The organism is Streptomyces sp. NPDC043427 (genome assembly GCF_056436655.1).
In genome coordinates, this window is record NZ_JBWKCC010000015.1 from 163717 (window position 1) to 179030 (window position 15314).

General features: G+C 70.7%; 12 protein-coding genes. 10 read left to right on the forward strand and 2 right to left on the reverse strand.

Going from position 1 to position 15314, the window contains the following annotated elements; all coding sequences use genetic code 11:
- Positions 1 to 9 precede the first annotated feature (9 nt).
- Positions 10 to 726 (forward strand): hypothetical protein, encoded by a 717-nt coding sequence (locus AC067M_RS24085; RefSeq protein WP_478699079.1) that lies wholly within the window; start codon positions 10 to 12, stop codon positions 724 to 726.
- 229 nt (positions 727 to 955) lie between these two features.
- On the opposite strand, the gene AC067M_RS24090 is transcribed toward AC067M_RS24085, so the two are convergent.
- Positions 956 to 1624, reverse strand: a complete 669-nt coding sequence (locus AC067M_RS24090) for a hypothetical protein (protein ID WP_478699080.1) — start codon at positions 1622 to 1624, stop codon at positions 956 to 958.
- A 3-nt stretch (positions 1625 to 1627) separates the two neighbouring features.
- Entirely contained in the window at positions 1628 to 5701 is a 4074-nt protein-coding gene (locus AC067M_RS24095; RefSeq protein WP_478699081.1) for a phage tail protein, read from the reverse strand.
- 180 nt (positions 5702 to 5881) lie between these two features.
- Here AC067M_RS24095 and AC067M_RS24100 point away from each other — a divergent pair, with 180 nt between their 5' ends.
- From AC067M_RS24100 to AC067M_RS24140, 9 genes are all read left to right on the forward strand, one after another.
- Entirely contained in the window at positions 5882 to 7456 is a 1575-nt protein-coding gene (locus AC067M_RS24100; protein WP_478699082.1) for a phage tail sheath family protein, read from the forward strand.
- A 108-nt stretch (positions 7457 to 7564) separates the two neighbouring features.
- Positions 7565 to 8008 (forward strand): phage tail protein, encoded by a 444-nt coding sequence (locus AC067M_RS24105; RefSeq protein WP_478699083.1) that lies wholly within the window; start codon positions 7565 to 7567, stop codon positions 8006 to 8008.
- On the forward strand, positions 8008 to 8493 hold the full coding sequence (locus AC067M_RS24110) for a hypothetical protein (RefSeq protein WP_478699084.1): 486 nt from the start codon (positions 8008 to 8010) through the stop codon (positions 8491 to 8493). The genes AC067M_RS24105 and AC067M_RS24110 overlap by 1 nt, the downstream gene beginning before the upstream one ends.
- Positions 8490 to 8633: a DUF6760 family protein gene (locus AC067M_RS24115; RefSeq protein ID WP_167455655.1), complete on the forward strand. Its 144-nt coding sequence runs from the start codon at positions 8490 to 8492 to the stop codon at positions 8631 to 8633. The genes AC067M_RS24110 and AC067M_RS24115 overlap by 4 nt, the downstream gene beginning before the upstream one ends.
- Before the next feature lie 12 nt (positions 8634 to 8645).
- A complete protein-coding gene (locus AC067M_RS24120) occupies positions 8646 to 11795 on the forward strand; it encodes a hypothetical protein (protein ID WP_478699085.1) in 3150 nt (1049 codons plus the stop codon).
- Positions 11796 to 11832: 37 nt separating this feature from the next.
- Positions 11833 to 12270 carry a phage tail protein gene (locus AC067M_RS24125; RefSeq protein WP_393630877.1) on the forward strand — a complete coding sequence of 146 codons (438 nt, stop codon included), beginning with the start codon at positions 11833 to 11835 and terminating at the stop codon, positions 12268 to 12270.
- Positions 12267 to 13094 carry a CIS tube protein gene (locus tag AC067M_RS24130; RefSeq protein ID WP_478699086.1) on the forward strand — a complete coding sequence of 276 codons (828 nt, stop codon included), beginning with the start codon at positions 12267 to 12269 and terminating at the stop codon, positions 13092 to 13094. The genes AC067M_RS24125 and AC067M_RS24130 overlap by 4 nt, the downstream gene beginning before the upstream one ends.
- Complete coding sequence (locus AC067M_RS24135; protein WP_478699087.1) at positions 13094 to 14962, forward strand: VgrG-related protein; 1869 nt, start codon at positions 13094 to 13096, stop codon at positions 14960 to 14962. Before AC067M_RS24130 ends, AC067M_RS24135 begins: the two co-directional genes overlap by 1 nt.
- Before the next feature lie 67 nt (positions 14963 to 15029).
- Positions 15030 to 15311, forward strand: coding sequence for a PAAR domain-containing protein (locus AC067M_RS24140; protein ID WP_478699088.1), 282 nt, complete (start codon positions 15030 to 15032; stop codon positions 15309 to 15311).
- The last annotated feature ends 3 nt before the right edge of the window (positions 15312 to 15314 follow it).

A 15314-nucleotide genomic window follows, 5' to 3' on the forward strand; every position in this document is an offset into this window, starting at 1 on the left:
AGGACCGCTGTGCGCGCACACGACGAACGACTGACGGAACAGGCCCCGGAGCGGACCCGCCGCACGGGCCAGCCGTACGACTCGCCCGTCGCCGCTCTGCTGGCCCTGCAGCGGACAGCCGGGAACGACGCGGTCGTACGGCTGCTGACGGCGCAACGGATACCGGAGCGTACCGTCCGGGAGAAACGACACGCGGTCAGCAGCTCCCCGTACGGCAACCGACCGCGTTCCGCCCGACAACAGATCCAACAGGGCTTCGACCCGGCCACGCCCCGGGCCCCGGAGCTCCCGAGCCGGGGCCCGCGAGACGAGATCATCTGGAGCGGCACCAGGGACGACATCGGTTTCACCCCGGCGACGGTCAACGCCGTACTCGCCGCGACGCCAAGGCAGAACGCGAACGGGCGGACCGAGTACCAGTGCGCGCAGTGCGACACGTACATACCCCAGCTGACCGACAAGACGCCGGCGGACGGCAACCGCTACGTCACCATCGACCACATCACGGAGATCATCGCCTACGTCCAGGCCAACGCGACGGCGGTGACCTGGCAGGTCGACGGCCGCACCGTCAGCGCGATCACCCCCGCGGAAGCGAAACGCTGGGCGAACGACACCAACAACCTCCGCGTCCTCTGCGCCCAGCCCTGCAACGGCGGCACCCGAGCGGCCCACAGCGCCAGCCGGCACTACGACACGAACAGGGCGGTGTGGTGGGCGTCGTAGGGTCATCCCCTGTCCGATCCTGACGATCCGCACTCGGCGCCGCAGAGATCTCCATGTCAACGCGGACGACGTCAGCGGACGGGCCTCCTGCTCGTGGGCTCCCTCGCCGAGAGGGGGGCGTGTGGCCCGCGCGACGTACTGCTTCCGGGACTGCTCCCTGCGGCCGGACCTCGAACCCGACGCGGAACGCCCTCAGGATGCGGAGGGCCGTGTGAACGTAGTCGCGGCCCTAGCCTGCTTCCCGAGCGAACAACTTGTGGACTTCCTCCGGCCCCTGCCGCAGGACCGCCTCCAGCTCGGCGGGGCTGATTTCCGCGTGACCCGCGTCCGGCGTGTCGGTGAACGCCAGGCCGGGCCGGCACAGGAGGTAGGTGTCGCCCTGTCGGAAGTAGTCGAACGGCACCCCGGCGGCGTAGAGCTTGCGGGTGATCTGCCACTCCCGTTCCTCGGAGACAGTCACGGTTTCCCTGACCCGCTGCCGCAGCTCGGGCACCACCTCGCGATAGCTCTCCTTGGAGAGCGGGTTGCCCGTGAGGTCGACCTCGCGCAGTTTGGGCAGCCCGGACCGCAGGGCGGTGATGTCCTCGATGGCGTTGAGCGGCAGGTGGAGGCGGCGGATCATGGGCAGCGTCAGCACCGCGCTCACGTCGGCGAGCGCACTGAACCGCATGGAAAGCGACGCCAGCCGCGGGTGGCCGACCAGCGCATCGAGGTCGCGTCCCCCGTAGCCGACCACGTGCAGCGTCCTCAGCATGGGGAAACGAGCGAGGTCGCCGAGGGTGCGGGGGAAGAGGACGGCCAGGGTGTCGAGCTGGGCGATGTCGTCGTCGCTGAAGGGCGGATTTCTCTGCAATCGGCGCTGAACGGCCCGTTCCAACTGGGGTTCGAGGAGTGGCATCGATCAGCTCACCTCTTGCACAGCGTCGTCGGCGTCGTCGAGGTCGTCCATGATGGCGTTGAAGTTGGCTGTCTGCTCAGCACCGAGCTCCCGGACGGTCATCTGGACTATACCCGCGGCGGTCTTCACGAGCGCCGCGACAGGCTCGTCGAGGAACTGTGGATCATGATTGTCGAGGTTCCCGTTCCAGATCAGGGGGTTGCTCGCGTCCTGCAGCCGCGCTCGCAGGGCACTCACGTACTGCAGAGCGCTGCCCTGGTGCTGGTTGAAGATGTCGCGCAGTCTGTTGTGGAAAGCGTCCTGGCCGTTGGTCAGAGTGAACTTGTACTTCGTCTTTCCGCCCTCGACGTACTGCTGCCAGAGGGCGCCGGAATGGCCGTTGGGTGACACGCCCTGGATGGCCCAGATGACGTGCTCGGTCTTGGACCGCAGGGCGTGGTGCAGCGCCACCCAGCGGGCCGCTTCGAGCTTGTCGCCCCGCGAGAGGTGGCCCATCGCGCGCACGAGAACAACCGGGATGTAGTCGGTGGGAATCCACTCGTGTTTGCCGGAGTCAGCCCGCCGGAAGAGGTCCATCAGGTATTCCTTGGACGGCTTGTGTTTCGCCCACAGGTCAAGAACCCTGGTGTTCCACTCCGAGCTCTCGGTGGCGACGAAACGCAGGAAGCCGATGATGCCGCCCTTGGCGTTGACGGTGGCTTCGAGGTCCTTGTTCGTCCCGGAGCCGGAGCCGGGCAGCGGCGCGAACTTGCCGTAGAGGCCCGACGCCACTCCGTACTGCATGGTGTTGACCTGGTTCGTGGCATCCACCGAACGGCCGGCGCGCGGCTTCTTGAGTTCTCGCAGCGCGGCCTCGCCGAGGGCCTTCAACATCTTCTCGCGCAGTGGCCCGCCGTCCTTGAAGGCGTGGTTGTAGAAGCTGCCGGTGTCGGCAGCGGTGCCCGGATTGTCTCCCTTGCCGCTTCTCCGGCGGGGCTTCTCCTTGAAGTAGCCGAGCAGCTGCTTCAGGACTGCCTGGTTGGTCAGAAGCCCCGCAGCCTCAGCGGGGAGGCCTGCGAGTTGGACCGGAGGGTCGTCCCACACCGGCTCCTCGTCGACCTCGGTGACCCTCAGCGTCTTGTTCCACGCCTGCTGCGCCTCCTTGGAGAAGGTCGCAGCGTGCGCCGGCAGCGCTTGGCGAATCATCTCGAGGTAGCGGGCGTCCGACGGGTCCTGCGTCTCCTGCGAGTTCTCCTCGCTGTCGCGGGCCCCGACGCCGAGCTCGACCTCGTCGGTCGGGTTCACCGTTCCACGCGCCGACCAGCTGCCGCCCCGGACGACCGGTTCCAGGGAGGCCATGCCGTAGCGGACCCGGATCGCCGCGAAGGCCGCGCGCAGGGCGGCCCGGCTGAGCCGGCCGTTGCTGTTCAGGCGCTGGGCAGCGGACCGTGCGGCGGTGAGGCCCTTGGCGAGGCGCAGCCGCTTGCCCTCGGGACTGTCGTCGCCCCCACGGATCTTGCTCTTGAGTTTGTTCCAGATCTTCTTGCCGACGACGACGATCTTTCCGACGATCCAGTCGACGGCCTTCATGACCGGCTTGGACAGCGCGGTGAAGAATTTCTTGACCTTGTCGGCGATGCCACCGATCCCGAGAATCGCGGCCAGGGCTCCGATGAGTACGGGGATCGACTTCGCGAGGGCCGCCTCGATCAACCCCGGTACCCCGCCCGCTCCTCCGCCGGCGATGGCGATCACCGCATCGAGTACAGCGTTGACGAACTCGATGATCTGGGCGCCGCGTTCGACGATGAACGTGACGATGTCGATGATCATCTTGCAGGCCTTGATGAACGCGCTGGCCGGGTTCAACAGGCTGATGATCCAGGTTATCCCCGCGACCAGGACGGTCGGGATCAGGTATTGCGAGATCTTGCCGAGCAGGTTCTCCTTCAGATCTCCGACCTGCTCCTTGACCTCCTCCGTCACCCCGGCGACACCCTCGGCCTGCAGCTTTGAGACCAGCGGTACGCCCGATTCGACAGCGGACATCGCCTGCTCGGGGATGCCCTTCCGGACGATCCGAGCGCGGATCGCCGCCCAGGTGAGGCCCATCAGCGAAGCGATCATGCCGAGGATGCCCCGCAGGTCGAACTTCGCGGGAATCTGCAGGCCCGCGCCCGACATCGTGCCCAGGAGCCAGCCGATCAGGCCCTTCTTCAGGTGGGTGCCGATGTTGGCCATGAAGGCTTGCAACCCGGCACCGACGGCGTGCACGAGGTTGCGGAGGAACCCGATGGGGTCCTTGATGATGTTCATGACCGCGGCGGCGGCTCTCGCCAGGACACCGAGCAGCATGTTCTTCAGTTCGATGATGGTCTGGATGACACCGACGACGGCGTCCTTGGCCTTGGCGATGAGGCCCTTGTTCTCCTCCTGGAGTTTCTTGATCTCGTCGTCGACCGCGTTCAGGGCCTGGGTGTACTTCTGGGCGAGGTCCTGGACGAGTTGATCCGATTTCGCGTTGACGTCGGTTTCCAGTCCGTCGAACTTCTCCGTGAAGTCCTTGGCGGCGTCCTGGCCGAACTTCTTCAAGTCGGCGGGCAGACGGTCCACTTCGGCCTTGAGTTCGGCACGGCCCTTGGCGATGCGGTCCTTCGCTCTGCCGAGTTCGCTGCCGATGACGTCGGCGATGGAGCTGATGACTTGCTGCATCTGCGCGACGTAGAGCTTGCGCGACTCCTGGAAGAGCTGGTTGGCCTCCTCCGGCATGCCCGCGAACTTGTCCTTGACCCACCTGAGTTTGCCGGTGAAGCCGGAGTAGCGCTTGTCCTTGTAGGCGTCCATCCGGCGTTTGTGGTCTGCCGTGAACGCCTCCCGCGCGGCCTTCTCGCCTGCGGTGAACTTCTCGTCGACGAGCTTGTCCAGGCCCGACAGGGTCCTCTCCACGTCGGTCTTGGTGGCGTCGAAGACCTTCTGCAGACGGGCGGTGACCTCCGCCCGCTTGCGTTCGTCGGCCGACTTGCCGGCGCTCTTGCCCGCGTCGACCTGCTTGCCGACGCCGGCGCGGGTGGCGGCCAGCCCGGCCATGGCCTGCGTACCGGCCGCCGCGGCGCCCTGTTTGGCGTTGGCGAGTTGCTTGGCCTCGGCGCCGCGTGCCGTGCCGGGGGCGGTGGCGGAGTGCTGCTCGCCCTCCTTCTTCGCCGCCAAGGCATCCGTGAACTGAGGCTCGTTGCTCTTGGCGAGCTGGTCCTCGGTGACCTCGGCGTCGGCCATCTGCTGGTTGACCTGCTGCGGGCCGCCGGAGAAGTCGGTGACCGCGTCCGGTTGTCTGGCCGGAACCGCGCCCGCCGGGTTCGGGGCACCGGGGGTGGGCGGGGGAGCGTCGGGAGTGAGGGGAGTGACCGGCTTGTCCTGGGCCTTGGACAGGTCCGGTCCCGCCTTCGTGGCGGAGTCGATCTCCTTGGCGGCGGTTTCCCTGCCCTGGGCGACTTGTCCCTTGACCTGGCCCTTGACGGCTTCCGCCTTGCCGGACCCGGAGAACTTGTCGGCCTCGTCGAGGTTCTTCGGAGCCTGCGCGGCGATGGCCTGGTTGACGGCGGCGATGAAGGCGGCCTTGTCGAACACGCCGGGCTTGGCGGCGTTCATCTTCTCGGCCTGCGCGGCCTTGCCCTGGGCCTGCTTGTCGTCCGGCGGGGCCACGGCGGCATCCTGCGCGGCCTTCGACTCCGCAGCGGCGGGGGCGTGTTGGGAGGCCGCGGTCTTCTTCGCCCGGACCTCGGACCTCAGGCCCTGGAACGCGGGCGACGCGGACGGCGGCGGCTTGACCGGCGGAGCCGGGGCGCCCGTGGAACCCGTGGAAGGGGGAGCCGCCGTCTGGCGCTGCGCCACCAGCCGGGCCACCGCGGCGTTCCCCGCGCGTGCCTGTAGCAGACGCAACTGCTGCGGCGCGAGGCCCGCCGGAGGGGCGCTCTCCGGCCCGGGTGCCGTGGACTCCTCCACCGTGGGCCGGGCCGGGGCCGGGGCCTGGGCAGGGGCCGCCGGACGTGCCGGCGCCGCGCTGGTCCTCGCGCTGGTCTTTTTGTCCGGCGCCGCCTTCATGGCCGCAAGTGTTCGGGTTCGTGGCCACTCGTACACGAGAACGGTGGGTACGGCCAGGGGAAGGGCGGCGTGCCTGATCGGGCAGCGGGCTGTGCACCGCGAGGCGGACGACGGCACGTTCCGGGTGATCGCGGCCGGAGTCAGAATCTGCTTCGGCCGCTGGTCATAGGAGGAGTGGGTATGCCGTCGTATCTGTCCCCGGGCGTCTACGTCGAAGAAGTGGAGGCCGGGGCACGACCGATCGAGGGAGTGGGCACCTCGGTCGCCGCGTTTCTCGGCTTCGCCCCGCAAGGGCCTTTGAACGAGCCGACACTTGTCACCAACTGGAGCCAGTACGTAGGTGTCTTCGGCGACTTCGTCGAGGGTTCCTACCTGGCGTCCGCCGTGTACGGGTACTTCGCCAACGGGGGCGGGAACTGTTACGTCGTCCGGATCGGAGACGGCGGGAACGGCGTCCAGGGGGAACCGCAGAGCGGGTCCGCCGTTGGGACGGCGGGCGCTGAGTCCGCAGCCGAGGCGCTGCTCGGCGGATTCCGGGTCCGGGCCCTGCCGAGCGTCACCGGTGAGATCACGGTCGAGGTCGGCGCGGCGGACGGCGAGGCGCCGCCGAGTGAGGCGTTCAAGCTGGTGGTCAAGGTGGACGGGGAGGAGAAGGAGACCTACCCCTCGGTGTCCACCCGCCGCGGCAAGGACAACGTCGTCACCAAGGTCAAGGAGAAGTCGCAGATCATCGCTCTGGAGGAGGTCAGCCGGGCCGCCGCGTCGACGAAGCCCGACACCGGTACGGTCGTCCTCGCGGCCAAGTCCGGCACGGCCCCCGCACCTGCCGGGTCCGGCACGGTCGCGCTGTCGGCCGACCACTACATCGGTGACGCGGACGAGCGGACGGGCTTCGGCGGTCTTGAGGCCATCGACGAGATCACGATGGTGGCCGTGCCCGACCTGATGAGCGCCCACCAGCACGGCATCATCGATGACGAGACCGTCATCTCGGTGCAGCAGGCCCTGATCTCCCACTGCGAGTTGATGGGCGACCGGGTCGCCATCCTGGACGCTCCCCCCGGGCTGTCGCCGCAGCAGATCAAGAACTGGCGGATGGACGTGGCCGGCTTCGACTCGAAGTTCGCGACGCTCTACTACCCGTGGATCAAGGCGTTCGATCCGTCGGTCGGCCGTAACACCTTCGTCCCGCCGAGCGGGCACATAGCCGGGGTATGGGCGCGTAACGACGAGTCGCGCGGTGTGCACAAGGCGCCCGCGAACGAGGTCCTGCGCGGCGCGGTCGGCCTCCAGACGCAGATCACCAAGGGCGAGCACGACCTGCTGAACCCGATCGGCGTCAACTGCGTCCGCTCCTTCCCGGGCCGCGGGATCCGGGTGTGGGGCGCCCGCACCCTCTCCTCCGACGCCGCCTGGCGCTATCTGAACGTACGTCGGCTCTTCAACTACCTCGAGGAGTCGATCCTGACGGGCACGCAGTGGGTCGTCTTCGAACCGAACGACGACGCCCTGTGGGCGCGTATCCGGCGCACCATCTCGGCGTTCCTGGTCAACGAGTGGCGAAAGGGCGCGTTGTTCGGGCTGACCCCGGACGAGGCCTTCTACGTCAAGTGCGACCGGGAGACCAACCCCGCCGAGAGCATCGATGCCGGCCATGTCGTCTGCGAGGTCGGGGTCGCTCCGGTCAAGCCCGCGGAGTTCGTGGTGTTCCGGCTGGCACAGCTGTCGGGCGGAACGGGATCGGTCGACGAGTAGCAGAACGGCAGGCGGGTCACGGTCCGACGGAAGTGGGCCGCCCGCGGATCGGTCCCGGGGCGGTGGAAGACCGCCGCTCCACACACGAGATGAGCCATGGAGGCTGGGATGGCACTCCCCGAACTTGACAGCTCTGTCGGCCACTCCTTCGGGCTGGAGTTCGACGGCGTGGTGATCAAGCAGATCACCGAGGTCAGCGGCTTGAAGATGGAACAGGACGTCATCGAGCTCAAGCAGAACACCGCCGACGGAAAGTACGCCGTCAAGAAGTTGCCGGGCCGCCCCAAGGCCGGCGAGGTCACCGTCACCCGCGGTCTGACCGAGGACAACAGCTTCGAGTCGTGGATCAAGTCGTCCCGGTTCGGGAAGATGAGCGACGCCCGTAAGAACGGCGCGATCATCGTCTACGACTACGAGGGCAGCGCGATCAAGCGCTACCAGCTGATCAACGCCTGGCCGAAGTCGCTGGAGATCGGCACCCTCAAGGCAGGCGACACCTCCGTCCTCACCGAGAAGCTCTCGATCACGTACGAGAGCATGGAAGTTGAGTGATGCGCAGGACGATGCCCACCCAGGCCCGGCAGGCGGCACAGCCGCTCCCGGGCGCACCGGGGCAGGACCAGGCCGGGGGGCCGGGCGAGAGCGCGAGCGGTGCGGGGCGTGACACGCTCCGCACCGAGTTCGCCTTCGAACTGCCCCGGGGGTACGTGGACGAATCCGGCACCGTGCACCGGCACGGTGTGATGCGGCTGGCCACCGCCCGGGACGAGCTCATCCCGCTGCGGGACGACCGAGTCCGGGAGAACTCGGCGTACCTGTCGGTGGTCCTGATCGCCCGGGTGATCACCCGGCTCGGCACCATCGAGGATGTCCACGCGGGCATCGTGGAAGACCTGTTCGCCTCGGACCTCGCCTTCCTCCAGGACTTCTACCGGCGGATCAACGCGGAGGGCCACACCCGCGCCGCGGTCACCTGCCCTTCCTGCCAGGAACACTTCGCCGTGGACCTCGCCGGGGGCCGCCTGGGGGAATCGTGACGTACGCGGTCGAACGCCTCTACGAGGAGATCGCGTACCTGGCCTATCACTTCCACTGGCCGCTGGATGAGCTGCTCGATCTGGAACACCCCGAACGGCAGCGGTACGTCGAGCAGATCGCCCGTCTCAACGGGCGGTGAGAGGACACCGAGATGGGACTGCTGTCCTGGCTGACGAGGAGCGGTGAAGGCTCGCGGGGCGCCACGGAGCCCGGGACGCGAGCGCGCGCCGACGCCGGGACGACGCCACCCGGACCGGACGCGGCGGCGGCCCCACCGGTCACGGCCGGGTGGCGGTCGACGCCCCCCGTGCAACGGACGCTGAGCGCGCACATGGGGCTGGTCACCGACCCCGGCGGGTTCGGCCGGCGGTTGGGTACCTGGCAGGACCCGACGGTCACCGGACCGCTCGGCCATCTCGTCAGCGCCCAGGCGCCGTCCGGCGTCGGCCACGGGCTGGCGGAACCCACGATGCCGGTGCAGCGGACCGGCGTACGGCCGGAGGCACGCGCCGTGGCGCCGGTGGACGCCGTATCGCGGGGCGCGCAGGATCCCGCAAAGGCGTGGGCGGGCGAGCCCGGTGCGGCTGCAGCTGTCGCTTCCGGGGCCGGGGACCTGCAGGGTGATCCGCACGGCACGGGTGGCCCGGTCGTCTTCCGGTCGGTGTCCCCGGCCAGGGGCTCGTCGGTACCCGAGGGCGTACGGGCGGTCGTGCCGACGCCGCCGCTTCCCCTGGCGCCACTCCAGCGGACGACCGTTGCGTCGACCGGCCTGGAGGCGGATACGGCACCGCCCGCTCCGGTGACGGTCATGCGCGTGCAGTCTGTCCCGCCAGCCCCCGCGGGCCCCGCACCCGCCCGCCCCTTGATCGTCGCGGAGCCACCGGACGTACCGGCGCGGAAGCTCGCGGCGGTCCCACCGTCCGTGCCGGACGCGGGCCCCGGTCCCTTGGCTCCGGGCACCCCGGCCGAGCCCGTCGCCGGCCTGCTCGCCACGCCCGGCACGCGTGCGGGACAGGGCGAGGAGGGCGGCGTCCTCCAGCGGACCGAAGCGTCGGTCCCCGACCGGCCGACAGCGGTACGGGACACGGCCTCGCTCCCGCTCGCCGCACCACGCACCGGCACGGCCGCCGGCCAGGGGTCGGAGGCCGCCCCCACCGCTCCACTCATAGGCGGCGTGGACGGCGCCGGGGCTGCTGTGCGGCCCGGTGTGCAGCGTGACGTCACGGCTCCGCCGCGTCCGCGTAATCGGGGTCTCGGCGAGCCGCTCTCCGCGCTGCCGCCCACGGCCCTGCCGCTTCCGGGTTCGGCGGCGCCGCCGGCCGAGTCCGCCGTGTCCCCTTCCGTCCCCTCCGGCGCGCACGTCTCCCGCACGGTGGAGGAGCCGGAGACACCGGCGGCCCCGGAGGACGTGCGCGTCCCGCACGCTCCGAAGGTGCCGGCGGAGCCGGACGTCGTGGCAGGCCCGGCTGAGCCCGGAGTGGCGTCGCCCGACGGCGAGAGCACCGCGCCGCTGCTCGGCGACACGCCACCGTTGACCACGGACCCGGTGGACCTCGGCACAGGGCTCTCGCCCGGGACTACGACCGGCGCCGGCGCCGAAGCCCTGGACGTCGGTCCGGTGCCGGGCTCGGGCCCCGGCTGGGCTACCGGTTCGGGCTCGGGCTCGGGCACCGATTCGGGCTCGGGCACCGGCCCAGGCCCGGGAACTGATGCCGTTTCCGGACCCGCCGCCGGTTCCGGTGGCGCCGCGCCGCCCGGGCCGGTCGCGGTGCAGCGACTCGACGTTCCCGGCGGCTCGCCCCCCGCACCGCCGTCGACCGGTGCGACGCCCCTGCTCGCGGAGGCCGACCGGGCACCGCTGCTCGGGGACGCCGGACCGCTCGCGGTGAGTGACACGGCGGTGCTCGAGGCGCCTGGCCCGGGAGAGATGGTGACGGCCGCGACGCCCATGCCGGTGCGGCGGCTGGATGCCGTGGACGATGCAATGCTTCCCGGTACGGTTCCCGAGGCGGAGGCCGGTGCCGGGTCGGCGGCCCGGGGCGCCGGCCCCGTGTTCCCCCTGGTGGCGCAGCGGTCGCTGCCGCTCTATACGGTTCCGGCACCGTCCGCCGAGGCGCCGCCCGCCTCCGAGCCACCGGCCGCGGTCCCGGTCCGATGGGAGCCCGTCGGGGGCGGAGCGTCCCTCTCGGGGTCCGGCGGTTCCGGAGGTCGTGCCTGGTCCGCCGACTCCGCAGCCGACGCCTTCGCCGGGCCCGGCGACCACGGCGGCCCCGGCGGTGGGCACCCCGCGACCGGCGGCGGCAGCGCATCCCCCGGCGCCGCCCCCCGCCACGCGGGTGGTGTCGTACAGCGCGCCGCGGGCGCCGACGTGTCGGCCCTCGCCCATGGCGCCCCACCTGCCTGGTCCTACGGCAACGCCGGCCTCCCCGGTACCTCCGGCCTCCCCGGTACCTCCGGCCTTCCCGGTACATCCGGCGTCTCCGGCGGTCCCGGCCTCCCCGGCGATCCCGGCCTCCCCGGCGTCTCCGGCCTTCCGAGTGGCCCCGGTCGCCCCAGCCTCTCCGGCCTCTCCAGCCCTCCGAGCGGCCCCGGCAGCCGCAGTCTCCCCGGCATCTCCGGGCTCCCCAGTGTCTCCGGCCTCCCCAGCATCTCCAGGCTTCCAGATGGTCCTGGCGGCCCTGGCGGCCCCCGAGGGCCCGGCCGCCCCGAGCTCCTCATGCCCCCAGAATTCCCCGGCACCTCAGGCGCCGGTGCCCTCTTCCCCGGTGGTGCCCTCCCGCCGTCCACCCGGCCGCTTCAAGCCCCACGGGCCCTCGGCCCCGCCGTCCCGCTGCAGCGCCTCGAACCGGTGCCCGGCGTCGCTCCGCCGCCCGTACGCCACTCCGCCCCGCCGATGCCCCCGTCCCCACCCCTGCGCGGACAGGAACCGTCGGTGCTGCCCGGTGTCAGCGCGGGGGCCGCGGCGGTCGCCGCCGGGGTGGCCCAGTGGATGCCGGACGGCTCCGTGGAGTTCACCGCGCCCGTCGTGCAACGCGCTGAGGACGGCGTACCGGTCAGCGAGCCGCCGCCCGCCGACCCGTCGCCGCAGCCCGAGCCGGCCGAACCGCCGACGCCGTCCGCCGACGCCCCCGGCCACACCGACGGCTCCTCGACCTCGGCCGCCACCCCTGGGAAGTCAAGCGTCCCCAAGGTCACGGACGAACTCGTCCGAGCCCTGGTCGCCCCCCTCAGCAGGCTGCTCAGAGCGGAGTTGCGCATCGAACGTGAACGCGCCGGTTCCTTGATCCACACCCGGCATTGACAGAGCACCCGGTACCGACAGAAAGGCAGGGCATCGGATGTCCATGACCCAGGACCCGGCGGTCTCGGTCTGCTTCGTCGTCACGATCGACGGGATCGAGCTGGGGTCGTTCAACACCTGTGAGGGGCTGGGCTGCGAGGTGGTGCTCGAACCCCGCGAGGAGGGTGGGAACAACGGTCACGTCTGGCAGTTGCCGACGCGCCTGAAGTACCCCAACGTCAAGCTCTCCCGGCCGCTGACGAAGGACACCCAGAAGGTGGCCAAGTGGTTCGCCAGCATGACCACCGGGTTCGCCCGCAAGACCGCGCACATCGAGGCGCGTACCGGCGACGGCGTGATGGTCGCCCGCTGGGGCCTGCTGGAGGTGGTGCCGGTGCGCTGGACCGGGCCGACGTTCAATCCCGAGTCGCCCAAGGTCGCCACGGAGACCATCGAGATCGCGCACCACGGCTACATGATGGAGCCCGGAGCATGAGCGGCCCCGTGGCGTTCAGCGCGGCAGGCGGCGGCGCGAAGTCGGCGTCGGCCGCGGGCGGTGACGCGCGCCCCAAGCTGGAGCACGCCTACCTCGAACTGCGCACCCCGCCCTCGGGCGGCAGCCTCACCCCCGGCGGACCCTGCGGCCGGATCGACTTCCAGTTCAATCCCAAGGAGCTCAGCCTGGGCAAGTCGGCGTCCTGGAAACGCACCCCCGCCAAGGGCGCCAGGAGCGCGGGCCCGCCGGAGTACCAGGGGCCGCAGCCCAGCAAGCTCACCGTCGAGATGTTCTTCGACGCGAGCGACACCCAGGACACCAGTGTGGTCAAGGCGGTGGAGAGCCTGTTCGCCTGCTGCGTACCGACCAACGAGACCCGGCAGGCGCAGCGGTCGTCGCCGCCCTGGGTGGTCTTCCACTGGGGCGGCATCACCGGCTTCCCCGGCTATGTCAGCCAGGTCCAGGTCAAGTACACGCTGTTCACCACCTCTGGGGTGCCGATCCGCGCGGTGTGCCAGGTGACGATGGAGGAGATCAGCGGAGAGACAGCCGGCCAGAACCCGACCTCGGGGGCGCTCACCGCACGCCGCGTCCATCGGCTCCGCGCCGGCGACACGCTGCAGGGCCTCGCCTGGGCCGAGTACGGCGACGCGGCGGCCTGGCGGGCCATCGCCGAGGCCAACGGTATCGACGATCCGATGCGGCTGACCGAGGGACGGGAGCTGCTGCTCCCCTCGGCCGACGAACTGGACACGGTGCCGGGCGGGGCGGCGGAGCCCGTCGCTTACGGGTCCGGAGCGACCGGCGGCCGGAGGGACGTCTGATGGCCAAGGACACCGTCGCCAAGATCCTCGTGGTGGAGATCGGCGGTACCAAACTCCCCGCCGACCTCGCCAACACCCTGGTGGACGGCTACGTCGACGACAGCCGAACCCTGCCCGACACGTTCGTCCTGCGGTTCCGCGACCCCAGCCGGGTGCTGCTCGACAAGGCCGGTATCAAGATCGGCTCGGAGGCGCGGCTGCTGGCCTCGTCCGGCGCGGGCGGCTCGCCGAAACCGCTGCTCAAGGGTGAGGTGACCGCGCTGGAGCTGGACTTCGACGAGACCGGGACGTTCACCGTGGTCCGCGGTATGGACAAGGCGCACCGGCTCTTCCGGGGCCGTCGGGTCGCCGCCTACCAGAACATGACCGTCGCGGACATCTGCCGCCGCGTCGCCAAGCAGGCGGGGCTCGGGACGGGGACGATCGACGTCTCCGGACCGGTCCTCGAACACGTGGCCCAGGCGAACGTCTCCGACTGGGAGTTCGTCCGCGACCTGGCCGAGGACGCCGGAGCGCAGGTGTACGTGATCGACGGCGCCCTGCATGTCACCAAGCCCACCGCGGCGTCCGGTGCGCCCGGCTCCTCGGCCCGCGCCGACCGTGACCCGCTCGTGCTGGAACTCGGGAAGAACCTGGTGCGCTGCCGCGCCGGGGTGACCGCCGCCGAGCAGGTCTCCCAGGTCCAGGTGCGCGGCTGGGACACCAAGACCAAACGGGCCCTGGTGGGCACGGCGGAGGCGGGCAGGGCGGACACCGTCCAGCTGGGCATCAGCCCGGCGGACGCGGTGCGCCCCTTCGGGAAGGCCGACTACCTCGTCACCGACAACACCTACGGTGCGCAGGCCCGCGTCGAGCAGGTCGCCAAGGCGCTGGCGCAGCGGATCGCCGGGTCGTTCGCCGAGATGGAGGCGGTCATACAGGGCAATCCCGAGGTCCGGGCCGGCGGCGCGGTCGCGCTGTCCGGGGTCGGCGCCCCGTTCGAGGGCCGGTACACCGTCACCGCCTCCCGGCACGTCTTCGACGCGGAGCGCGGCTACGAGACCTGGGTGACCGTCTCGGGCCAGCAGGAACGCTCCCTGTCGGCGCTGGCCGGCGGCGCGGGCCGGGCGGGCCGGCTTCCCGGGGCGGACGGCGTCGTGATCGGTCTCGTCTCCGACACCAAGGACCCGGACAAGCTCAGCCGGGTCAAGGTGAAGTTCCCGTGGCTGTCCGACGAGTACGTCAGCGACTGGGCCCGTACCGCGCAGACCTCCGGAGGAGGCGGCAAGGACGGCAAGGGAACCTCCGCGTTCGCCCCCGAGGTGGGTGACGAGGTGCTGGTCGGGTTCGAGCAGGGCCGGTTCGACCACCCGTACGTACTCGGCTGCCTTTTCAACGGGCAGGACAAACCGTCCACGGCGAGCGGCGAGCTGATCGACGGGACCAGCGGCGCCGTCAACCGGCGGTCGTTCTCCTCCCGCAGCGGCAACCAGCTCGAACTGCTCGACAACGCCTCCGGCCCGCAGGGCGTACGGATGGTCACCGGCGACGGCAAGCTCACCATCGACCTCGACCGCAAGGGCACCAAGATCGTTGTGCACAGCGACGGCACGGTGGAGATCGACGCCAAGGACAAGGTCACCGTCAAGGCGGGCAACGGCGCGCTGATGGACGCGGGCAACGGCACCCTCGAACTGACCGGAAAGTCGGTGAAGGTGACCGCGCAGACCGGTGTCCAGGTGGACGGCGGCAGCGGCCAGGTCGGGCTCAAGACGAGCGGGGGAGTGGAGGTGAAGGGCAGCCAGGTCGCGGTCAACGGCACCGCGCGCACGGAGATCAAGGGCGGGGCGACCTGCACGATCAACGCGGGCCTGGTCCGCATCAACTGACGGGCCGTGACCCGACACCGCGAACAGACGACGAGAAGCGTTGAGCCGACGAAAAGGAGCCTCCGCCATGCCACCCGCCGCTCGTGTCGGCGATCCCACCGGCCACCCGGGAACAGTCGGCCCGCCTGGCGTGCCCACCGTGCTCATCGGCGGCATGCCCGCGGCCACCGTCGGCACCACCCACACCTGCGCCTTCCCGCCGCCCGCCGTGCACCCGCCGTCCGTGATCATCCCGCCGGGGTGCCCCACGGTCCTGATCAACGGCAAGCCCGCCGCCCGGATGGGGGACACCGCCGCCTGCGGGGCGCCGATCATCGTGGGTTGTCCGACCGTCCTGATCGGCGGGTGACCG